The following is a 21,780-nucleotide window of genomic DNA, read 5'->3' as shown; positions in this document are numbered from 1 at the left end:
GCCCGTACGCACTTAATTTACGTTCGGACACGATCTGGCGGGTTTGTCCGCCTTTCTTCGAAACGGCAGCCTTGGCCCGATAGAATCCTCCCATGTCTTACCTTGTCCTGGCCCGCAAGTACCGCCCGCGCTCTTTCACCGAAATGGTGGGGCAGGAGCATGTGGTTCAGGCCCTGTCGAATGCGCTGACCCAGCAGCGCCTGCACCACGCCTACCTGTTCACCGGCACCCGCGGGGTGGGCAAGACCACCGTCTCGCGCATCTTGGCCAAGTCGCTCAACTGCCAGGGCGCAGATGGGCAAGGCGGCATCACGGCCGAGCCCTGCGGCGTGTGCCAGGCCTGCCGAGACATCGATGCCGGCCGTTTTGTCGATTACACCGAGCTCGACGCCGCCTCCAACCGGGGGGTGGACGAAGTCCAGAGCCTGCTGGAGCAGGCGGTCTACAAACCTGTTCAGGGGCGCTTCAAGGTCTTCATGATCGACGAGGTGCACATGCTCACCAACACCGCGTTCAACGCGATGTTGAAAACACTCGAAGAACCCCCCGAATACCTCAAGTTCGTGCTGGCCACGACCGACCCGCAAAAAGTTCCGGTCACGGTGCTCTCGCGCTGCCTGCAGTTCAACCTGCGTCCGATGGCCCCGGAGACGGTGTTTGAACACCTGACCCGCGTGCTGGCGGCCGAGAGCCTGGCGGCGGAGCCCGCCGCTTTGCGCTTGCTGGCCCGTGCCGCACGCGGCTCGATGCGCGACGCGCTGAGCCTGACCGACCAGGCGATCGCCTTTGGCAGCGGTCAGTTGCAGGAGGCGGGCGTTCGCCAAATGCTGGGCAGCGTGGACCGCAGCCATGTGCTCAACCTGATCCGCGCCTTGGCCGATGCCGATGGCGCGTCGGTGGTGTCCCTGGTCGATGCCTTGCGCCAGCATGGTGTGTCGGCTGCTGCCACCCTGGAAGACATGAGCACCTTGCTGCAGCGCATGGCCGTCATGCAGGCGGTGCCTGGTTTGACGCAAGATGCCGATGACCCGGATGCACCGGTGCTGGTCGATCTGGCCGAGCGCATGTCGGCCGAAGAAACCCAGTTGCTATACAGCCTGTGCCTGCACGGTCGCACTGAGCTGGGTCTGGCACCCGACGAATACGCGGCGCTCACCATGGTGCTGCTGCGCCTGCTGGCTTTCAAACCCGCCAGCGGGTCGGCTGAAAAAAAAAGCCCATCGCTGACGCAGCGGGCTGAGTCCGCCCGTCCCGTCCCTCCAGTCAAAGCACCAACAGTGGCGCCAGCGCCAGTGGTGCCTGCTGCCGTTGCACGTGTTGAATCTCCCTCGCGTGCTGAGCCTGTGGCCGCAGTGCCCGTGACTCCGCCTGAGCCGGTATCTGCTCCGGTGCCTCAAGTTGGGACCGAACGACCCGCTCAGCCCCAGCCCGCTGCGTCGCCCTCCGATCCCGAACCCTCGGTGGACGAGATGCTGGCCGCCCTGGACGAGCCACCGATGGACCTGCCGCCCTGGGAGGAACTGGACGAGGTGGCGGTGAGCGCAGCACCTGTGGCTGCGCCGGCCATTCGCCCCTTGCCTGTGCGCGAGGCTCCGGCACCATCGGCCCGGGTGGACGCGCTCAAGCGCCCCGAAGTGCCTTTGCAGCCCACCCCCGAAGGTGACTTCTGGGCCGAGGTGGTGCGGGATCTGATGGCCGCTGACGTCATCACTGCGCTGGTGCGAGAACTCGCACTGCAGTCTCAATTGTTCAGCCGCAGCGCTGACCAATGGCAGCTGCGCATCGAGCGCGAATCGCTCAACATGCCCAGCACCCGCGAACGTTTGCAGGCGGCTTTGCAGGCCGCAGGCCATGCAGTGCGCCTGGCGGTCGAGCTGGGGCCGGTGGTGGACAGCCCGGCCAAGCGCTTGGCGGTGGCGGCTGCAGCCAAAATGGTGGCGGCGGAGGAGCTCATTCAAAGCGATCCGCTGGTGCAAGCCATGGTGCGTGACTTTGGTGCCCGGATCGTGCCGGGCAGCATCCAGCCCCTCTGATTTTTTCATTCAAGACAGAAAGACAAACATGTTCAACAAAGGACAACTGGCCGGCCTGATGAAACAGGCGCAAGCCATGCAAGACAACCTGAAAAAAGCCCAGGACGAACTGGCCTTCATCGAAGTGGAGGGGCAGTCTGGTTCGGGCCTTGTCAAAGTGCTGATGACCTGCAAGCACGAGGTGCGCCGCGTGACCATCGACCCGAGCCTGCTGGCCGACGACAAGGACATGCTGGAAGACCTGGTGGCTGCGGCCTTCAATGCGGCCGTGCGTCAGGCCGAGGAAGTGTCCCAACAGAAAATGGGCAAGCTCACCGCCGGTCTGCCGCCCGGCATGAAGCTGCCTTTCTGAGGCGGCTGAGCCATGGCCGATACCCACGCGCTGGCGACTTTGGTGCAGGCCCTCAAGGGCTTGCCCGGGGTGGGCGTGAAGTCGGCTTCGCGCATGGCGTTCCATTTGCTGCAGCACGACCGCGCCACGGCCATGCAGCTGGCGCAGGCTTTGAGCCATGCGGTGGCGCATGTGCGCCACTGTGAGCGCTGCCACACCTTCACCGAAGCGGACATTTGCGACACCTGCGCCGATGCTTCGCGTGACCACAGCCAGTTGTGCGTGGTCGAAACCCCGGCGGATCAGTCTGCGGTGGAGCGCACAGGCACCTACCGCGGCCTGTACTTTGTGCTCATGGGCAAGCTCAGCCCGCTCGACGGCATTGGGCCGCACGACATCGGCCTGGCCAAATTGCGCCAGCGGGCGTCGGAAGAGGGCTTGCGCGAGGTCATTTTGGCCACCAACTTCACCGCCGAGGGTGAAGCCACGGCGCATGTGATTGCCGAGATGCTCAAATCGCTTGGCCTGCGCGTGACGCGGCTGGCGCGTGGTGTGCCTGCTGGCAGTGAGCTGGAATATGTGGATCTGGGCACCATCGCCCACGCCCTGGTCGACCGCCGTTGATGGCGGTGGAGTCTGCGGCAGGCTACTCACAATCCATTACGTGAAAACCCGCTCGGGATGAGTCCCGATGCGCGCATCAGGCGCTTGGCCTAAGCTTGGTCCAACCCAGATAGAACCGAGGATGGAGCGCGAGAGATGGATGCCCGACGTCGACAACTGCTGTCGCTGGCTGCTGCTGCAAGCGCTTTGCCGCTCGCATCGCCCGCTCGTGCGCTGTCTGCGGCCTCGGGCAAGCTTGCCAAGGTGGGCATCGCGTTGGCCGCCAAACACAGCTTGTACCACTTGCCTTTGGTACTGGCAGACCAGCTTGGTTACTTTCGTCAAGCCGGGGTGGCGGTGGATTTCATCGTGCACGACGCGGGCGCGCATGCCATGGCCAGCCTGGTGTCTGGCAAGGCCGAAGTGGTCGCCGGTGCGTTCGAGCATGTGTTCAATGCCCAGTACCAAAACCACAAGCTCCAGGCTTTTGCGTTGATGGGGCGCAGCCCTCAGGTGAGCCTGGGGGTGTCGACGCGGCTGTCCGGATTGAAGTCGCTGACCGAACTCAAAGGCACCAGGGTGGGGGTCACCTCGATCGCATCTTCCACCCATACCATGGCCAGCCAGTGGCTGCTGTTGCATGGTGTGTTGCCCGAGGATGTGACTTTTATCGAAGTGGGCTCTTCGGGTGGGGTGCTGGAGGCTTTGCGCAGTGGCGGTATCGATGCCTTGTGCAATCCCGATCCGATCATGCATTGGCTTGAGATGAAAGGCGAGGTGTTGCTGGTGGGTGAAGCCCGCAGTCTGCAGGGAGCCCAACAGGTCATGGGGGGCGCGGTGCCCGGTGCAAGCCTGATTGCCCGTGAAGAGTTCCTGCAACGCCAGCCCGAAGTCGCCCAGGCCTTGACCGATGGCGTCGTCCATGCGCTCAAGTGGTTGAAAACATCGGGCCCCACCGATTTGTTCCGCTACGTTCCTGCTGCCTACTGGATGAATGACCGTGCCGCCTATCTGGGGGCGTTTGAGAAACTTCGGGAATCCTATGCCATCGATGGGCTTGTTCAGGAAGACACGGTCCTGAACCTCTGGCGGGCGCAGGCCCGACTGACCGGACGCATGCAGACCAGCCGTGTGCTGCTGGCGCGCACATTCAACAACGCCTTTGCCTTGCGGTCCAAGGCGCGACTCAAGGCCTGAACCCGCCCCCGGCATGGGCGGGGGGCATTCAGTGTTTCTTTTTCCTGGCTGCAGGGGCCTTGTGAGCGCGGGCCGAAGGGGCTGAGGCCACCGCTTTGGGGGCACGCCGTGGCGCTTCGCTGGGGACATACACGATCAGACTCTGACCGCCTTTGAGGCTGGTCACGATGTGCAGCTTGTTCCAGCTGGCCATGTTGGCGGCCGTCACACCATGCCTTGCGGCCAGGCTTGCCAGGGTGTCGCCTTTACGGGCGGTGACCAGGATACGTTTGAGTACGACTTCCGGTGCCAAAGCCAATTGCGCTGTGTCGGCCATGTGCTCGGTGACATCGGTGTCCAGGGGGCCTTTGCGGTGCACCAGCAAGGTCGAGCCGGCCTTGACCATCATCCGCGGCGGAATGCTGTTGGCCGAGCGCAATTGCTCGACGGGCATGCCCACTTCTTGCGCCGCGTCTTCGGGTTTCATGGTGCGTGGCGCTACCCAGGCGGTCCAGGTGGCCAGTCGTTGCCCGCTGTGGCTTTGCAAGTTGCGCTCGAATACCGTGGCATTGTCCCAGGGCAGCAGGATTTGCGGTGTGCCCGAAGCGAGAATCACGGGGCGGCTCATCGACGGGTTCAAGGCCTTGAAGTCGTCGAGGCTGATCTCGGCCAGTCGGGCTGCCAAAGCCACATCGATGTCTCGTTCAATTGGCACGCTCTTGAAGTAAGGGTGGTTGCGGATCAGTGGCAAGTCCACCTTGTAGGACTCGGGCAGCGCAATGATGTTTTTGACCGCTTGCAGCTTGGGCACGTAGTAACGCGTCTCGTTGGGCATGTTGAGCTCGCTGTAGGTCAGCGGTTTGCCCAGCGCTTTGTTGCGGGCCAGGGCACGGCCCACGCTGCCTTCGCCCCAGTTGTAGGCGGCCAGCGCCAAGTGCCAGTCACCGAACATGCCATAGAGTTTTTGCAGGTAATCCAGCGCAGCACGCGTGGATTCGCGCACATCACGGCGGTCATCGCGAAACAGGTTTTGTTTGAGGTCAAAGTACTTGCCGGTGGCGGGCATGAATTGCCACATGCCTGCGGCTTTCGCTGAGGACACCGCCTCTGGATTGAACGCCGACTCGATGAAGGGCAGCAGCGCCAGCTCGGTCGGCATGTCGCGGCGTTCCAGTTCCTCGACGATGTGGAACAGGTAGCGGCGTGAGCGCTCGGTCATGCGCAGGATGTAGTCGGGCCTGGCTGCATACCACTGCTCGCGGTCGCGCACCAGCGGACCTTCGAGGTCAGGCATGGCAAAACCTCGGCGGATGCGTTCCCAGATGTCTGTCGGGGGCAACAGGCCCAGATTGGCTTTGGGCTTGAGGGTGCCCGCTTGCGCCAGTTCCCCATTGGGGGTATCGCTGGCGGCTTCAGAAGGGCTGGTTTTGGCACTTGGGGCCGCGGATGTCGCTTGTGCAGGCGGCGTCGGTGAGTTCGTGGTGCTGGCGCAGCCGGAGAGCCAAAAGCCCAACGCCATCACCAGACACAAGCCTGGCCAGCGGGGCATGGTCCGCCCGCAGTGTGAATTGGTCATTGGAATTCGTTTTTCCATTGTCGCAGGGCAGCGAACGCGGACACATCGTCCGAAGCCTCTGGCCAGTGTTGTTGGATGCTCTGGCGAACCGAGGCTTGTCGGCTGCGCAAAAACGGGTTGATGGCCCGCTCTGTGGACAAGGCCACGGGCAAGGTGGGCAGCGATTGGCTGCGGCGTTGCTGGCATTGACCTGCATAAGTCTGCAGTTCGGCATTGTCAGGCTCCACCACCAGGGCGAACTTCAGGTTCGAGAGCGTGTATTCGTGGGCACAGCAGACCCGGGTGTCTGCGGGCAAGGCGGACAACTGGTCCAAAGAGGCCAGCATTTGCGCCGGGCTGCCTTCAAACAAGCGACCGCAACCTGCCGAAAACAGGGTGTCACCACAGAACAGCACCGGGGCTTGGCCTGCAGGTTGGGTCCAGTAGGCCACATGGCCCAGGGTGTGGCCCGGGACGTCCATGACCTGGATCGTGAGCGGCCCCCAGGACAGCGATTGCCCCTGCGCCACCGGGGTGTGTGGCACGGGCAGTTTCTCAAGAGCGGGGCCATACACCTGGGCACCGGTGGCCTGGACCAGTTCGACCAGTCCACCGGTGTGGTCTGCGTGGTGGTGGGTCACTAGAATGGTGTCCAGCTGCACGCCGGGGTGCTTGTCCATCCAGTTCAGCACGGCTGTACCCTCACCGGGGTCGACCGCCAGCAAGCGGTGCTGGTCGTTCAACAACCAGATGTAGTTGTCAGAGAATGCGGGCAGTGGAGTCAATTGCATGGCGTCCGAGATTATAGAAACCCCCCCTATTGGAAATGCCTGGCTGGCAGGTTTGGGCTCCGCCACGGCCATGGCCTTGCTGGACTGGGAGCAAACGCATGCCGATGTGTTGCTGGCCGATGTGTTTGGCTACCACGCCTTGCAGCTGGGCTGGCCTGCGCTGGACAGTCTTCGGGCCAACCGCATGCCGCACCGCTGGAATGCGGGGGCCGAGTATGAATCGCCCGGCCAAGCGCCCCAGTCATGTCTTGAAGGCTTGTGGATGGACAGCCGGGCCTGGCCTTGGCCTGCCGAGTCGCTGGATCTGGTGGTCCTGCCGCACACACTGGAGCAATCGGCCGATGCCCATGCCTGCCTGCGCGAGGTGGAGCGCGTCCTGATCCCGGAGGGGCAGTTGTTCATCACGGGCATCAACCCCTGGAGCTTGTGGGGCTGGCGCCAAAGCCACTTTGTCCGTCAGCGGCGTGCCGCCGATCCGCAAGGCCATGCGGGACAGTTGCTCAGCTGCAACCGCTTGCGGGACTGGCTGGGCCTGCTGGGTTTTGAGGTGCAGGTCGTCCAGTTCGGAGGCTGGGCGCCGGCAGTGCAGTCCGAGCGTTGGCGCAAACGCTGGCTCTGGCTGGATCGGTTGGGACAGCGATGGTGGCCGATTCTGGGAGGCGCTTACCTGATCGTGGCCACCAAGCGTGTGCCTGGCGGACGCTTGTTGACCAGCCGGCCCTGGCGCAAGGTACGATCAGCCGCTTCGTCGACGGTGCCTGTGGCACGAACCGATGCCAGTGCTGGCCATCCAAGGCCTTGAAAAACTTTGATCCCATGACTTTGAACACAGTGCAAATCCACACCGATGGCGCCTGCAAGGGCAACCCTGGCCCGGGCGGCTGGGGTGTTCGGATGCAGTCGGGTACGCATGTGCGCGAACTGTTTGGTGGCGAAGCCAACACCACCAACAACCGGATGGAACTCACGGCGGTCATCGAAGCGCTCAAGGCGCTCAAGCGGCCGTGCCATGTGGCCCTCTACCTCGACAGCCAGTACGTGCGCAAGGGCATCCTGGAGTGGATCCATGGCTGGAAAGCCAAAGGCTGGCGCACGGCCGACAAGAAACCCGTCAAGAACGTGGAGCTCTGGCAAGCGCTCGACCATTTGGTGTCAACTTCGGGACATCACATCGAATGGCACTGGGTCAAAGGCCATGCGGGTGACCCAGGCAATGAGCGGGCCGATGCGCTCGCCAACCAAGGCGTGGACAAGGTTCTGGGGCGCTGAGGGCTGCTGTGTAAAGCCCGTGTAAAGCCGCAGGCGCGTGTTGCGAAAGCGCCTGAACCGAATTTGGGAAAACCCACAGCACTGTTACATTTCAAAACTGTTTGCGTTTTGTTTGAGACGGTTCGAATGGCCTACAAAAAGAAATATGCGGTGATGGCTCTGGCAGGTATCTGCGTGGCCTCGGGTGCTGCCTGGTGGTATCAGAACAAATCGGCTTCGTCCACGGCCCCTGCCGCAGCCGGGGCCGCCCCGGCGGGTGGACAGCGCGCGCCTGCAGTGGAAGTGGCCAAGGTGGATACGATCACCTTGATCGATGAAACGCAATCGGTGGGCAGTTTGCGCTCACGCCAGAGCGTGATGCTGCGCCCCGAGGTGGCCGGGCGTGTCAAACAGATCTTCATCAACGACGGGCAGCGGGTCGAAAAAGGCCAATTGCTGGTTCAGCTCGACGACCAGCTGCAGGCGGCGCAATTGGCGCAGGCCAAAGCCGAGTTGTCGATCGCCTTGGCCAACCACAAGCGCAACCAGGAGCTGGTGGCGCAGAACTTCATCAGCAAACGCTCGCTGGACGAGAGCGCGGCGGCCCTGGATGTGGCGCAGGCCAAACTCGATTTGGCTGCGGCCACGCTGCAGCGACTGAAAATTGTGGCGCCGTTCAATGGCGTCGTGGGCCTCAAGCAAGTGAGTGTGGGTGATTACCTCAAGGACGGAGCGGACATCGTCAACATTGAGGACCTGGACGCGGTGCTGGTGGACTTCCGTTTGCCAGAGCGTTTTCAGTCCAAGATCCAACCTGGTCAGAAAACCCAGCTCAACATCGATGCCTTGCCCGGCCGTCCTTTCGCGGCAGTGGTGCAGGCGGTGGATCCCCTGATCGACGCCAATGGCCGTTCGGTGGGCGTTCGCGGGTGCATCGACAACCGTCAGCAGCAGTTGCGTCCGGGCATGTTCGCCCGGGTCAAAACCGTGTTTGGCGTTCGCGACAAAGCTCTGGTGATTCCCGAAGAGGCGATTGTTCCGCAAGGCGGCCGCACCTTTGTGGTCAAAGTGGTCCCCGGTGAGCAAGCCGACACACTCGTGTCGCAGCGCGTGGCGGTCAAGGTGGGCGTGCGCCAACCTGGCAAAGTGGAAATCCTGGAAGGCCTGGAAGCGGGGGATTCTGTTGTGACGGCTGGGCACCAGCGACTGCAAAAAGATGGCACGGCGGTCCGCGTGGTGGACATGTCGCGGCCTGCAGGACCTGCGGCAGCACCGGCCAGCAGTCCAGCCAGCGCCCCAGGTGCGGCCGCGTCTGCGCCTCAGCCGGTTGCAACACCCGCTGTAGCCCCTGTGGCCAAAGCTGCACCCAAGCCAGCGGCCGTGAGCGGCCCCAATCCCTGCCTGAAAGGCTGAGATGCAGCTCGCAGAAATTTCCATCCGGCGGCCCGTGCTGGCCGTGGTCATGTCCTTGCTCATCCTGTTGGTGGGCGCGGTGAGCTTTGATCGCTTGTCCGTGCGCGAGTACCCCAAGATCGATGAACCCACGGTCACTGTCAGCGTCAAGTACCCCGGCGCTTCGGCCGAGGTGATTGAAAGCCAGGTCTCCAAGCCGTTGGAAGATTCCATTGCCGGGATCGACGCGGTGGACGTGATCACCTCGATCAGCCGTGCCGAGCAGTCACAGATCACGGTGCGTTTCCGTCTTGAAAAAGATGCCGATACTGCGGCGGCCGAAGTGCGCGACCGCACCTCACGTGTGCGCAACCGCTTGCCGCAAGCCATTGAAGAACCCGTGATCGCCAAAGTGGAAGCCGATGCTTTTCCTGTGATCTGGCTGGCTTTTTCGAGTGACACCCTCAATCCACTGCAAATCAATGACCTGATCAACCGGATCGTCAAACCCCGTCTGCAAACCGTGACCGGGGTGGCCGATGTGCGCATTTACGGTGAGCGAAAATACGCCATGCGCGTGTGGCTGGAGCCTGAGCGACTGGCCGCTTACAAGCTGGCCCCACAGGACGTGGAAGACGCCATCCGCCGCAGCAACCTGGAATTGCCGGCCGGACGCATCGAATCCAATCAGCGCGAATTCACTGTTACCTCCCAAACCGACCTCACCCGAGCAGGGCAGTTTGGCGACATCGTGATCAAGCTGGTCAATGGCTTTCCTGTCAAGATCCGCGATGTGGCACGCGTGCAAGAGGGCGCGGCCGACGAGCGCAGCGCTGTGCGCTTGGGTGGACAAAACGCGATTTCGGCTGGTGTGATTCGCCAAGCCACAGCCAACCCGCTGGAGCTGTCCAAAGGCGTGCGCGAGATGATGCCGCGCCTGGAAGCTGATTTGCCACCGGGCATCACCATCAGCGTGGCCAACGACAACTCGGTGTTCATTGACCGCTCGATCAAGAGCGTGTTCCAGACCATCGTGGAAGCGGTGGTTCTGGTGGCCCTGGTGATTTTTGTTTTCCTGCGTACCGTGCGTGCGTCCATCATTCCCATCATCACCATTCCGGTCAGTCTGATTGGTACCTTTGCCATGATGGCCTTGGCCGGCTTCACCATCAACACATTGACTTTGTTGGCCCTGGTGCTGGCGATCGGTCTGGTGGTGGACGATGCCATCGTGGTGCTGGAAAACATCTACCGGCATATCGAGGAAGGGCTTGATCCTTTCTCTGCGGCCATCAAAGGGGCCCGTGAAATCGGTTTTGCCGTCATCGCCATGACCGCCACACTGGCGGCGGTGTTTGCGCCGCTGGCGTTCACGCCCGGTCGCACGGGCAAGCTCTTCACCGAATTCGCCCTGGCCCTGGCCGGTTCGGTGATCGTGTCGGGCTTTGTGGCCCTGACACTGTCGCCCATGATGAGCTCCCAACTGCTGCGTCACAACCCGAACCCGGGCTGGTTTGACCGCACCATGGAGCGCCTGCTCACGCAGTTGTCCAATGGCTACGAAAACGTGTTGCGCTGGGTGCTGGTCAAGGCCCGCTGGCTGGTGCTGCTGGTCATGGTGGGCAGTGGCGCCGCCATCGCCATCATTTATCCCGGCATGAAGCAGGAACTGGCTCCGCTGGAAGACCGTGGCGTTTTGCTGGCCACGGTGACCGCACCCGATGGTTCCACGCTGGAGTACACCGACCGCTATGCCAAAGTGCTCGAAAAGATGGGCGAGAAGTACCCGGAATTCGACCGGATTTTTGCCAACATCGGCAACCCTACTGTGGCGCAGGGTTCGGTCATTTACCGCGCTGTCGATTGGGAAAACCGCAAACGCACGACGCTGGAGATCGCGCGTGAACTGGCCCCGAAATTCGGGGGCTTGCCTGGCGTGACCGCTTTCCCGATCACGCCGCCGTCTCTGGGGCAAGGCTTTCGCGAGCGGCCGGTCAACTTTGTCATCCTGACCTCTGACAGCTACCAGAACCTCAACGCGGTCACGCGCCAGATGCTCGACGAGATCGCGAAAAATCCCGGCATCCTCTCGCCCGATGTCGATTTGCGTCTGAACAAGCCCGAGTTGCGCATCGAGGTGGATCGGGACAAGACGGCTGAGTTGGGGGTGAGTGTGGACGCCGTGGCCAAAGCCCTGGAAACCATGTTGGGCGGCCGTGTCGTGACCCGTTACAAGCGCGATGCCGAGCAGTACGACGTGATCGTGCAAACCCTGGCCAGCGGCCGCAACACGCCCGATGACATCGACAACATCTACATCCGTGGCCGCAACGACGCCATGATCCCGCTGTCTGCGGTGGTGAAGGTGCGCGAAAGCGTCTCTCCGCGCGAGTTGAACCACTTTGGTCAACGCCGCTCCGTGTCCATCACGGCCAACCTGGCACCTGACTATTCCTTGGGTGAAGCCCTGAAGTTCCTCGACGCGACGGCGGCCAAGGTGCTCAAGCCCGGTTACACCACCGAACTCAACGGCACATCGCGTGAATTCAAGAACTCGCAGGGGGCCTTGGTCATCGTGTTTGTGCTGGCGCTGTTCTTCATCTTTTTGGTGCTGGCCGCGCAGTTTGAAAGTTTCATCGATCCCTTTGTGATCATGCTTTCGGTGCCTTTGTCGATGATCGGGGCCATGCTGGCTTTGCAGTGGACTGGCGGATCCCTGAACGTGTATTCGCAGATTGGCCTGATCACCCTGGTGGGCTTGATCACCAAGCACGGCATCCTGATTGTGGAATTCACCAACCAGTTGCGCGAAGAAGGCATGGCGATGCGCGATGCGCTGATCAAGGCCTCCGGGCAGCGCTTGCGGCCGATCCTGATGACCACGGGTGCTATGGTGTTGGGCGCGGTGCCGCTGGCGCTGGCCAAGGGAGCAGGTGCCGAGAGCCGCACGCAAATCGGCTGGGTGATTGTGGGCGGCATGTCCCTGGGCACTTTGCTGACCATTTTTGTGGTGCCCACCATGTATTCCCTGCTTGCACGCAAGAGCGTGCCCGGGCCCAACAAGGCCGTGGCACTGGATGCGCCGCCGAGCGGGTCTGCGCATTGACGGTCATTGACCGCCAAAAGAAAAGGGGCTGTGAAGCCCCTTTTTTGTGTCTGCGTGGCCAACTTCAGAGGTGCCCGTCAAACACCATCACATCGACCCAGTCGCCCGGCTGCACCTGGCCTTGTGTGTGACCGAGCACGATCAGGCCATTGGCCTGCACCATGGAGCTGAGCACGCCCGAGCCTTGGTTGCCGGTGGTGCTGACCACTGGTTCTCCCGCAGCGTTGGTGCGCACGATGCCGCGCTGGTACTCGGTGCGGCCAGGTTTTTTGCGCAGGGTCTCCAGACTTTTGGCTTTGAGCATAGGCACTGCAGGCGCTTGCCAGCCCATGAGCTGCTGCAGGGCAGGGCGCACAAAGGCGGCAAAGGTCACCATCACCGCCACCGGGTTGCCGGGCAAGCCAAACAGCAGGGCTGAGCGATCGCCTTGCTGGATGCGGCCCACCGCCATGGGGCGGCCAGGGCGCATGGCGATGCGCCAGAAGGCCACATCGCCCAGTTTTTTCATCATGGCTTTGGTGTGGTCGGCCTCGCCCACGCTGACGCCACCGCTGGTGATGATGGCATCGGCCTGGGCCGCAGCCTCGCGAAAGGCCGCCTCCAGTGCTGCCGGGTTGTCTTTGACGACGCCCATGTCGATGATTTCGCACCCCAGGCGCTGCAGCATGCCGTGGACGGTGTAGCGGTTGCTGTCGTACACGGCGCCTTCGCGTGGCGCTTCGCCCAGGCTGAGGATTTCGTCACCCGTCGAGAAATACGCCACACGCGGGCGGCGCCAGACCGTGACCTCGGGCAAGCCCAGACTGGCGAGCATGCCGCAGGCTGCAGGGGTGAGGCGTGAGCCTGCTGCCAGTGCAGGCTGTCCAGCCATCAGGTCTTCGCCCAGCAGGCGGCGGTTGTCACCTGCCTGCAGCACACCCGCAGGCACGGTGATGTGATCGTTGTCGACTTGCACCAGCTCCTGAGGGGCGACGGTGTCGAGCCCGCTGGGCATGATCGCGCCGGTCATGATGCGTACGCATTCACAGGCCTGCACCTGGCCAGTCCAGGCGGCCCCGGCGAGCGCAGTGCCCACGATGCGAAAGCGGGTGGCTTGGGTAGCTGAGAGTTCTTCGCCCCGCAAGGCGAAGCCGTCCATGGCGGAGTTGTCGTGGGGTGGCACGCTGATCGGCGAGATGACATCACGGGCCAGAATCCGGTCCAGTGTCTGCAGGATGGGCACGGTTTCGGTCTCGCGCACGGGCTGCACCAGCTCGGACAGAAAACGGGTCACATGGCTTGCAGACAGGGCCTGCGGGTCATAGCCTTGCAGGCGTTCGGCGATGTCCTGAAGTGAAAGTGGCGCGGTCATGGGGGTCAAAGGGATTCGAGCTGCTGCAACTCTTGCAAGGTGTTGGCGTTTGAAAAAGCCTGCGGACTGTCGCCAGGCTGGTCAAAAGGCACGATGGCGCAGCGGTGTTGGGCCGTCCAGGCGTCGATCTTGCGACCACCGGCCTGCGTGAAGGCCACCAGGCTTTCGAGCAGATCGACCTTGAGCAGGCAAAAAACCGGTTGCGGGCGCACCGTGCCGTCGGCTTCCGGGGCGGCGGCCATGGCCAGGTCGGCGTCTTGCGCTGTCAGGGCCTGGAGCAGGCGTTCGGCCAGGTCCAGCGGAAAGAGTGGGGTGTCGCAGGGCACGGTGAGCAGCAGCGGTGTTTCGCAACGCTCCAGGCCCGTGAGGAAACCCGCCAGTGGGCCCGCGTAATCGCTCAGGCTGTCGGGCCAGACCTGCACGCCTAAGGATTCGTAGGCGGACAGGTTGCGGTTGGCGTTGATCAGCACTTCCTGTGGCGGCAGGCTTTGCAGTTGCAGGCGCATCAGGGTTTGCAGGGCCAGTGGCAAGCCACGGAAGTTCTGCAAGCCTTTGTCGACCCCGCCCATGCGCGAGCCCCGGCCACCAGCGAGGATGAGGCCCGTGATGGCCGGGGAGGTGTTCAGCTCGTGCATGTCTTCAACCACCGATGTAGCTCATTTCGACCCGTTTGACGGGGCCACTGTCGGTGTCCGGGGGCTGCAGGCTGCGCAGTCGCGAGTACTGGTCCTTGCGCCCGCGCCAGATCGCGTCCAGCGTGGCGGTAATGTGTTCGTCGGAGGCGTTTTGCTCGCGCAGCAGCGGCCGCAGGTCGTAGCCCTGGCTGGCAAACAGGCACAGGTAGAGGCGCCCCTCGGTCGACAGGCGGGCGCGGTTGCAGTCGCCACAAAAAGCCTGGGTCACGCTGCTGATCACGCCCACCTCGCCCAAGGCCGGATCGTGCCGCCCTTGCGCGTTGGCGTAGCCCCAGCGCTCGGCGGTTTCGCCAGGGCTGCTCGGGCTCAGGGCCACCATGGGCCACTCGGTTTTCAGCCGTTCGATGACTTGTGCACTGGGCAGCACTTCGTCCATGCGCCAGCCGTTGGTGGCGCCCACGTCCATGTACTCGATGAAACGCAGCACCACGCCCGAGCCGCGGAAGTGCCGTGCCATCGGGATGATCTCGTGGTCGTTGGTACCACGCTTGACCACCATGTTGACCTTGATGGGCCCCAAACCGGCCTGCTGTGCGGCTTCGATTCCGGCCAGCACATCGGCCACCGGGAAGTCGACATCGTTCATGCGACGGAACACCGCATCGTCGAGCCCGTCCAAGCTCACCGTCACGCGCTGCAGGCCGGCGTCTTTGAGGCTTCGGGCCTTGCGCGCCAGCAAGGAGCCGTTGGTGGTGAGGGTCAGGTCCAGCGGCTGACCGTCGGGTGTTTTCAGCGCCGCCAGTTGGGCGACCAGTATCTCGATGTTCTTGCGCAGCAGCGGCTCGCCCCCGGTCAGGCGGATTTTGCGCACGCCACGCTCGACAAACAGGCGTGCTGTGCGGGTGATCTCTTCAAAGCTGAGCAAGGCGCTGTGGGGCAGGTAGGTGTAGTCCTTGTCGAAGACTTCCTTGGGCATGCAGTAACTGCAGCGGAAGTTGCAGCGGTCGGTCACGCTGATGCGCAGATCGTGCAAAGGCCGTTGCAGCTGGTCAAGCGGCAGCTCGCCCAGAGCCTGCAAAGGCGTGGCAGCGGGCAAAGGCCAGCTCGGGTGGCGCTGATCGACCAGCGGAATGACGCGTTCGGACATGGTGAGATTGTGCCCGAGGCCAGAGGCCTGGGCCCTGTCAGGGCCAATCCCGGTTCAGGCTTTCAGACGCAACGGGCACCATCGACCTCGATACACACGCCACTGATGAACGCGGCTTCGTCGCTGGCCAGGTACAGGGCTGCGTTGGCCACATCCAGTGCGGTTGAAAAACGACCCAGCGGAATGGTGGCCAGGAATTTCGCCCGGCGTGCCTCGTCCACAGGGCCGCCTGCAAACTCGGCCGAAAGCCCGGTGTCGGGGTTGAAGACCGGGTTGATGCAGTTCACGCGGATGTTGTCGGGCCCCAGCTCGGCGGCCAGCGACTTGCTCGTGGTGATGACGGCCCCTTTGGAGCCGTTGTACCAGCTCAGGCCGGGGCGAGGGCGCACACCCGCTGTGGAGGCGATGTTGATGAAACTGCCGCCGCCCAGCTGGCGAAACACCGGGGTGGCGTGGATGGTGGAGAGGTAGATGCTCTTCATGTTGACCGCGTAGCAGCGGTCGAACTCGTCTTCGGTCACCTCGAGCGCCGGGCGGTTGCGGTGCGTCCAGCCCGCGTTGTTGACCATCACATCCAGTCGGCCAAACTGCTTCACGGCAGCATTAACCAGGGCCTGTACCTGTTCGGATTTCGTCACGTCCGCAGGCACAAACGAGGCCTGACCGCCTGCCGCCACGATCTCGGCCGTGACCTTCTCACCCAAAGCAGGCTGGATGTCGTTGACGATGACCTGGGCGCCCTCGGCGGCCAGCCGTTTGGCGATGCCTTCGCCGATGCCGCCACCCGAGCCGGTGACGATGATGACTTTGTTTTTCAAGCGCATGGGCAATCCTTGAGTGGGGTTCAACCGTGGGCAATGGCCACGGTTTTGAGGGTGGTGAAGCCCAGCAGGGCTTCGAAACCTTTTTCGCGGCCGTAGCCGGACGACTTGACGCCGCCAAAGGGCAGCTCCACGCCGCCACCGGCGCCGTAGTTGTTGATGAAGACCTGGCCGCTGCGCACGCGCCGGGCCATGCGGAACTGGCGTGCCCCGTCGCGGGTCCAGACGCCTGCCACCAGACCGAATTCGGTGGCGTTGGCCAGTTCCACGGCGTGGTCTTCGTCGGTGAAGGACATGGCCGACAGCACCGGGCCAAAGACCTCTTCTTGCGCCAGACGGTGCATCACAGGCACATCCCTCAGCAAGGTCGGCGCCTGGTAAAAGCCACCAGCGGGCACGCCCGGGGCGATTTGACCTTGCGCCACGGTGGCGATGCCATCGGCCCGGGCCTGGTCCAGAAAGCCCGTCACACGCTCCAACTGGCTGGCGCGAATCAGTGGCCCCAGGTCCAGGTTCATGGCGGCCGAGCCCACCTGCAGGCGGCTGAAGGCTTCGCCCAGGCGTTTCAAGAGGGGTTCGTAAATGCCTTGCTGAATCAGCACGCGCGAGCCTGCGCTGCAGGTCTGGCCCGAGTTCTGCACGATGGCGTTGACCACCACCGGGATGGCCGCGTCCAGATCGGCGTCTTCAAAAATGATTTGTGGGCTTTTGCCGCCCAACTCCAGCGTGACCGGGCAATGCCGCTCGGCGGCCACTTGCTGGATGAGTGTGCCCACCCGAGGACTGCCGGTGAAGCTGATGTGGTCGATGCCGGGGTGGCGGGCCAGCGCATCGCCCACTTCGTGGCCATAGCCGGTGACGATGTTGATGGCGCCGGGTGGAAAGCCCACGTCGGCCGCCAGCTGCGCCACGCGGATCAGGCTGAGGCACGCGTCCTCGGCGGGCTTGACCACGCAGGCGTTGCCCGCAGCCAATGCCCCGCCCACGCTGCGGCCAAAAATTTGCATGGGGTAATTCCAGGGGATCACATGCCCCGTCACACCATGCGGCTCGCGCCAGGTCAGCACGCTGTAGCCGTTCTGGTAGGGCAGGGTCTCGCCGTGCAACTTGTCGCAGGCACCGGCATAAAACTCGAAATAGCGCGCCAGAGCGACCGCGTCTGCTGCCGCTTGTTTGGTGGGTTTTCCACAGTCGCGCTGCTCGAGTGCGGCAAGCTCGGTCGCGTGTTCGGTCACCTTGCGGGACAAGGCCATCAGCAAACGTCCGCGTTCGACAGCGCTCAGGTGGCCCCAAGGACCGTGGAAAGCGGCCCGGGCGGCGTTGACGGCTTGATCGATGTCTGCGGCCTGGCTGCGCTGGATCTGGTCAAACACCTGACCGTCAGAGGGGTCGATCACGTCGATCGTTTGCCTGCTGAGGGCGGGGGTAGACTGGTTGTCAATGAAATTCATTTGCATGCATCCATTGTGCGTGGGCTTGCCGTTTTGAAAATCACCAGGGGGACAGCGCATGAAAAAGGCCCGCCGAAGCGGGCCTGTGGTGTTTGTGGGGAGAGTGGCTTCAGCCGCCGTGGAACTGGACCACCAGCGGCACAATCAAGAGCGCCACGATGTTGATGATCTTGATCAGTGGGTTGATGGCCGGGCCGGCAGTGTCCTTGTACGGGTCGCCCACGGTGTCACCGGTCACAGCGGCTTTGTGGGCCTCGGAGCCTTTGCCGCCGTGGTGGCCGTCTTCGATGTACTTTTTGGCGTTGTCCCAGGCACCGCCGCCGGTACACATCGAAATCGCCACAAACAGGCCGGTCACGATGGTGCCCATGAGCAGGCCACCCAAAGCTTTCGGTCCGAGCAACAGACCGACCAGGACGGGCACAATCACCGGCAGCAGGCTGGGGATCACCATCTCCTTGATGGCGGCGGTGGTCAGCATGTCCACGGCCTTGCCGTATTCGGGCTTGGCCGTGCCTTCCATGATGCCGGCGATTTCCTTGAACTGACGGCGCACCTCGACCACCACGCTGCCAGCTGCCCGGCCCACAGCCTCCATGGCCATGGCCCCGAACAGGTAGGGGATCAGGCCGCCGATGAACAGACCAATGATCACCAACGGGTCGGACAGGTCAAAGCTGATGGCTTTGCCGTAGGACTCCAGCTTGTGGGTGTAGTCGGCAAACAGCACCAAAGAGGCCAGACCTGCCGAGCCAATCGCATAGCCCTTGGTCACTGCCTTGGTGGTGTTGCCCACGGCGTCCAGCGGGTCGGTGATGTCGCGCACGCTGCTGGGCAGCTCGCTCATTTCGGCAATGCCGCCGGCGTTGTCGGTGATGGGGCCGTAGGCGTCCAGTGCCACCACGATGCCGGCCATGCTCAACATGGACATGGCCGCCACGGCGATGCCGTACAGGCCGCCCAGCGCGTAAGCCGTCCAGATGGCCAGACAAACGAACATCACCGGCCAGGCAGTGGAGCGCATTGACACGCCCAAGCCCGCGATGATGTTGGTGCCGTGGCCGGTGGTGGAGGCCTGGGCGATGTGCTGCACCGGGCTGTACTGTGTGCCGGTGTAGAACTCGGTGATCCAGACCAGGGCTGCAGTCAGCACCAGACCCACTGCACAGGCACCAAACAGCTTCATCTGGCTGCCCGCAGCGCCCAGGGCGTTGTCGGGCATCAGCGAAGTGGTGACAAAGTAGAAGGCGATCAGCGACAGCACGCCCGCAATGGCCAAGCCCTTGTAGAGGGCAGGCATCACATTGGTCATGCCGGGGCTGGCCTTGACGAAGAAGCAGCCGATGATGGAGGCGACGATGGACACTGCGCCGAGCGCCAGCGGGTAGAGCACAGCCTGTCCGGGTGCACCGGTCACCAGCAGCGCGCCCAGCACCATGGTGGCGATCAGGGTCACGGCGTAGGTCTCGAACAGGTCGGCGGCCATGCCGGCGCAGTCGCCCACGTTGTCGCCCACGTTGTCGGCGATCACGGCCGGGTTGCGCGGGTCGTCTTCGGGGATGCCCGCTTCCACCTTGCCCACCAGGTCGGCACCGACGTCAGCGCCCTTGGTGAAGATGCCGCCGCCCAGGCGTGCAAAGATGGAGATCAGTGAAGAGCCGAAGGCAAAGCCGATCAAGGGGTTGAGCAGGGTGGCGAGGTTTTTGTCGGGTGTGAGGTTGCCATTGCCGGTCAAAAACCAGAAAAAGCCGCTCACGCCCAAGAGGCCCAGGCCCACCACCAGCATGCCTGTGATGGCGCCGCCCCGGAAGGCCACGTCCAGTGCCGGGCCGATGCCCTGGGTGGCCGCTTGGGCTGTGCGCACATTGGCCCGCACGGATACGTTCATGCCGATGAAGCCGCAAGCGCCAGAGAGCACGGCCCCCACCACAAAGCCGATGGCGGTGGTGCCGTCCAGAAACACCCCCATGAGCACCGCCAGCACCACGCCCACGATGGCGATGGTTTTGTATTGTCGGGCCAAGTAGGCTGCGGCCCCGGCCTGGATGGCCGCCGCGATTTCCTGCATGCGGGCGTTGCCCGCGTCCTGGGAAAGAATCCAGCCCCGGGCCCAGATGCCGTAGATCACGGCCATGAGCCCGCAGACGAGCGCCAGAATGAGCGCTGAGTTTCCTGTCATCGTGTTCTCCTCGATGGTTGTCGCAGAACAGAGGTGCAACGCATGGAAGACACCTCCACGGCGTTGCTTCCTCGTTGCCGAAAACCGGAGAACGATTGGCCAACGCCTCATTAAAGAGGCAGTGGCGTACAAGGCGCAAGCCCTGTGAAAGTAAAATCGGGGTTAATCCCTAGCAATTCTGTTTTCCATCAACTTTTCATCACGAGACCTGCAAGATGTCCCTCGACAACGTCACCCCCGGTAAAAACGTACCCGAAGCCTTCAACGTGATCATCGAAATCCCGATGAACGCCGACCCGATCAAATACGAGGTGGACAAGGAAACCGGTGCGCTGTTCGTGGACCGTTTCATGACCACCGCCATGCACTACCCGACCAACTATGGTTATGTGCCTCAAACCCTGTCGGGCGACGGTGATCCGGTCGATGTGCTGGTCATCACCCCTTACGCCTTGCACCCGGGCGTGGTCGTGCCATGCCGTCCGCTGGGCATTCTGATGATGGAAGACGAAGCTGGCGTGGATGGCAAAGTCATTGCCGTGCCGACCAGCAAAATCCTGCCGATGTACGACCACTGGAAGTCCATTGAGGATGTGAATTCCATGCGTCGCAATGCGATCGCCCACTTCTTTGAGCACTACAAGGACCTCGAAAAAGGCAAATGGGTCAAGGTGCTTGGCTGGGAAGGCATTGACGCGGCCATGAAGGAAGTCACTGACGGCATCGCTGCCTACAACGCGGCCAAGAAGTGATGCCCCATGCCGTGGCGGGGCAGACGCAGCAGGCCTGCCTGATCGGCAGGCCTTTTTCATGCCCGTTTCATGGGGGAGTGCAGCTGCAACTCGTCCAGATAGGCGTCGATGCCCTGGCCTTCGCGCTCCAGGTAGCGCTGCACGGCCTCGGCAAAACCCGGGTGGGCCAGCCAATGGGCACTGACCGTCGGGGTGGGGAGCAGGGCACGGGCCATCTTGTGCTCGCCTTGGGCGCCACCTTCAAAGCGCTGTACGCCGTGGGCAATGCACCAGGCGATGGGCTGGTAGTAGCAGGCCTCGAAATGCAGACAGTCCACCCGCTCCAGCGCGCCCCAGTAGCGGCCGTAGGCGACACCGGGCAGACCCTGCGCATCGACTTGCAGCCCGATGAGGCTCATGGCCATGGGCTGGCCTTGCCGCTCACCCACGAAAAGCAGCCAGTTTGCGGGCATCTGCTCGCGCATCTGCTCAAAGAAGCCGGGCTGAAGGTAGGGCGGGTTGCCGTGTTCCCAGTAGGTTTGCTGGTAGCAGCGTTGTGCAAAGGCCCAGGCTTCGGGGGTGATGGCCTGGCCTTGTAGCGCGCGGAACGTGACGCCAGCGTCGTGCACTTTGCGGCGCTCCTGTCGGATTTTTTTGCGTTTTTCCTGGTTCAGACTGCCGAGAAAGTCATCAAAGTCCTGCCAACCCTGGTTTTGCCAATGGAACTGGACCTGTTGGCGCTGCAGCCAGCCGGCCCGGGCACAAGCGGCCAGGTCCTGCGGGTCGGCAAACAGCACGTGCAGCGAAGGCAGTTGCCGCGATTCACACCAGGCTTGCAGGGCTTGCACCAGCGCCCAACGGGCCTGTTCGTCGACCGCCAGCAGCCGGGTGCCGGGCACGGGGGTGAATGGCGGCGCCACCAGCGCCTTGGGGTAGTAGGCCAGGCCGTGCCGCTCGTAGGCCTCGGCCCAGGCCCAGTCAAAGACGTATTCCCCCCGAGAATGGCTTTTCAGGTACACCGGGCAGGCGGCGGCCAGGGTGTTGTCTTGCCACAGGCTGATCAGCTGCAGCGTCCAACCGGTCTCGGGCGTGGCCGAACCACTGCTGGCCATGGCCGACAGGTAGGCGTGGCGCATGAAGGGCGTGGGCGCGGGTTGCTGTGCCAACAGGCCGTCCCAAAGGGCCGGTGCGATGGCGTCCATGTCATCAAAGACACGGGTGACATAATTG

General features: G+C 63.1%; 18 protein-coding genes. 9 read left to right on the top strand and 9 right to left on the bottom strand.

What is annotated here, in order from left to right:
* The first annotated feature begins 92 nt into the window (after nt 1-92).
* The 4 genes from dnaX to IC609_RS00680 all read left to right on the top strand — a co-directional run bounded on the left by dnaX (nt 93) and on the right by IC609_RS00680 (nt 4,164).
* Nucleotides 93-2,033: a DNA polymerase III subunit gamma/tau gene (dnaX, locus tag IC609_RS00695; protein ID WP_191817546.1), complete on the top strand. Its 1,941-nt coding sequence runs from the start codon at nt 93-95 to the stop codon at nt 2,031-2,033.
* Between the two features lie 28 nt (nt 2,034-2,061).
* A complete protein-coding gene (locus IC609_RS00690; protein WP_191817545.1) occupies nt 2,062-2,385 on the top strand; it encodes a YbaB/EbfC family nucleoid-associated protein in 324 nt (107 codons plus the stop codon).
* Between the two features lie 12 nt (nt 2,386-2,397).
* On the top strand, nt 2,398-2,988 hold the full coding sequence (gene recR / locus IC609_RS00685; RefSeq protein WP_191817544.1) for a recombination mediator RecR: 591 nt from the start codon (nt 2,398-2,400) through the stop codon (nt 2,986-2,988).
* Nucleotides 2,989-3,123: 135 nt separating this feature from the next.
* Nucleotides 3,124-4,164 (top strand): ABC transporter substrate-binding protein, encoded by a 1,041-nt coding sequence (locus IC609_RS00680; RefSeq protein WP_191817543.1) that lies wholly within the window; start codon nt 3,124-3,126, stop codon nt 4,162-4,164.
* Between the two features lie 28 nt (nt 4,165-4,192).
* Here the strand turns inward: IC609_RS00680 and IC609_RS00675 are convergent, their stop codons facing one another.
* Both IC609_RS00675 and gloB read right to left on the bottom strand, forming a co-directional pair.
* Complete coding sequence (locus IC609_RS00675; RefSeq protein WP_191817542.1) at nt 4,193-5,692, bottom strand: transglycosylase SLT domain-containing protein; 1,500 nt, start codon at nt 5,690-5,692, stop codon at nt 4,193-4,195.
* 23 nt (nt 5,693-5,715) lie between these two features.
* Nucleotides 5,716-6,489, bottom strand: coding sequence for a hydroxyacylglutathione hydrolase (gloB, locus tag IC609_RS00670; protein WP_191817541.1), 774 nt, complete (start codon nt 6,487-6,489; stop codon nt 5,716-5,718).
* Between gloB and IC609_RS00665 the strand changes: the two genes are divergently transcribed.
* The 4 genes from IC609_RS00665 to IC609_RS00650 all read left to right on the top strand — a co-directional run bounded on the left by IC609_RS00665 (nt 6,488) and on the right by IC609_RS00650 (nt 12,235).
* Entirely contained in the window at nt 6,488-7,291 is an 804-nt protein-coding gene (locus IC609_RS00665; RefSeq protein ID WP_333473611.1) for a class I SAM-dependent methyltransferase, read from the top strand. The two genes, gloB and IC609_RS00665, sit on opposite strands and share 2 nt — an antisense overlap.
* 20 nt (nt 7,292-7,311) lie before the next feature.
* Entirely contained in the window at nt 7,312-7,758 is a 447-nt protein-coding gene (gene rnhA / locus IC609_RS00660; protein ID WP_191818840.1) for a ribonuclease HI, read from the top strand.
* Nucleotides 7,759-7,884: 126 nt separating this feature from the next.
* Complete coding sequence (locus IC609_RS00655; protein ID WP_191817540.1) at nt 7,885-9,150, top strand: efflux RND transporter periplasmic adaptor subunit; 1,266 nt, start codon at nt 7,885-7,887, stop codon at nt 9,148-9,150.
* A gap of 1 nt (nt 9,151) precedes the next feature.
* Nucleotides 9,152-12,235 (top strand): efflux RND transporter permease subunit, encoded by a 3,084-nt coding sequence (locus IC609_RS00650; RefSeq protein WP_191817539.1) that lies wholly within the window; start codon nt 9,152-9,154, stop codon nt 12,233-12,235.
* Nucleotides 12,236-12,299: 64 nt separating this feature from the next.
* On the opposite strand, the gene moeA is transcribed toward IC609_RS00650, so the two are convergent.
* The 6 genes from moeA to IC609_RS00620 form a co-directional block, all read right to left on the bottom strand.
* The gene (gene moeA, locus IC609_RS00645; protein WP_191817538.1) at nt 12,300-13,586 is read right to left on the bottom strand and encodes a molybdopterin molybdotransferase MoeA; all 1,287 of its coding nucleotides are present in this window, start codon (nt 13,584-13,586) and stop codon (nt 12,300-12,302) included.
* 5 nt (nt 13,587-13,591) lie between these two features.
* Complete coding sequence (gene mobA / locus IC609_RS00640) at nt 13,592-14,221, bottom strand: molybdenum cofactor guanylyltransferase MobA (RefSeq protein WP_191817537.1); 630 nt, start codon at nt 14,219-14,221, stop codon at nt 13,592-13,594.
* A 4-nt stretch (nt 14,222-14,225) separates the two neighbouring features.
* Nucleotides 14,226-15,368, bottom strand: coding sequence for a GTP 3',8-cyclase MoaA (moaA, locus tag IC609_RS00635; RefSeq protein WP_191817536.1), 1,143 nt, complete (start codon nt 15,366-15,368; stop codon nt 14,226-14,228).
* Between the two features lie 62 nt (nt 15,369-15,430).
* Nucleotides 15,431-16,192 (bottom strand): SDR family oxidoreductase, encoded by a 762-nt coding sequence (locus IC609_RS00630; RefSeq protein WP_191817535.1) that lies wholly within the window; start codon nt 16,190-16,192, stop codon nt 15,431-15,433.
* A 20-nt stretch (nt 16,193-16,212) separates the two neighbouring features.
* Nucleotides 16,213-17,646, bottom strand: a complete 1,434-nt coding sequence (locus IC609_RS00625) for an aldehyde dehydrogenase family protein (RefSeq protein WP_191817534.1) — start codon at nt 17,644-17,646, stop codon at nt 16,213-16,215.
* Between the two features lie 103 nt (nt 17,647-17,749).
* Nucleotides 17,750-19,819, bottom strand: a complete 2,070-nt coding sequence (locus IC609_RS00620; RefSeq protein WP_191817533.1) for a sodium-translocating pyrophosphatase — start codon at nt 19,817-19,819, stop codon at nt 17,750-17,752.
* Between the two features lie 215 nt (nt 19,820-20,034).
* Between IC609_RS00620 and ppa the strand changes: the two genes are divergently transcribed.
* Nucleotides 20,035-20,571 carry an inorganic diphosphatase gene (ppa, locus tag IC609_RS00615; protein ID WP_191817532.1) on the top strand — a complete coding sequence of 179 codons (537 nt, stop codon included), beginning with the start codon at nt 20,035-20,037 and terminating at the stop codon, nt 20,569-20,571.
* Nucleotides 20,572-20,627: 56 nt separating this feature from the next.
* Here the strand turns inward: ppa and IC609_RS00610 are convergent, their stop codons facing one another.
* Nucleotides 20,628-21,752: a GNAT family N-acetyltransferase gene (locus IC609_RS00610; protein WP_191817531.1), complete on the bottom strand. Its 1,125-nt coding sequence runs from the start codon at nt 21,750-21,752 to the stop codon at nt 20,628-20,630.
* Nucleotides 21,753-21,780 lie beyond the last annotated feature (28 nt).

Origin of the sequence: Limnohabitans radicicola (assembly GCF_014837235.1) — a bacterium.
Lineage (GTDB): Bacteria > Pseudomonadota > Gammaproteobacteria > Burkholderiales > Burkholderiaceae_C > Limnohabitans_A > Limnohabitans_A radicicola.
Note: the sequence above shows the minus strand (reverse complement) of the source record. Positions and strands in the feature narration are given on the sequence as shown.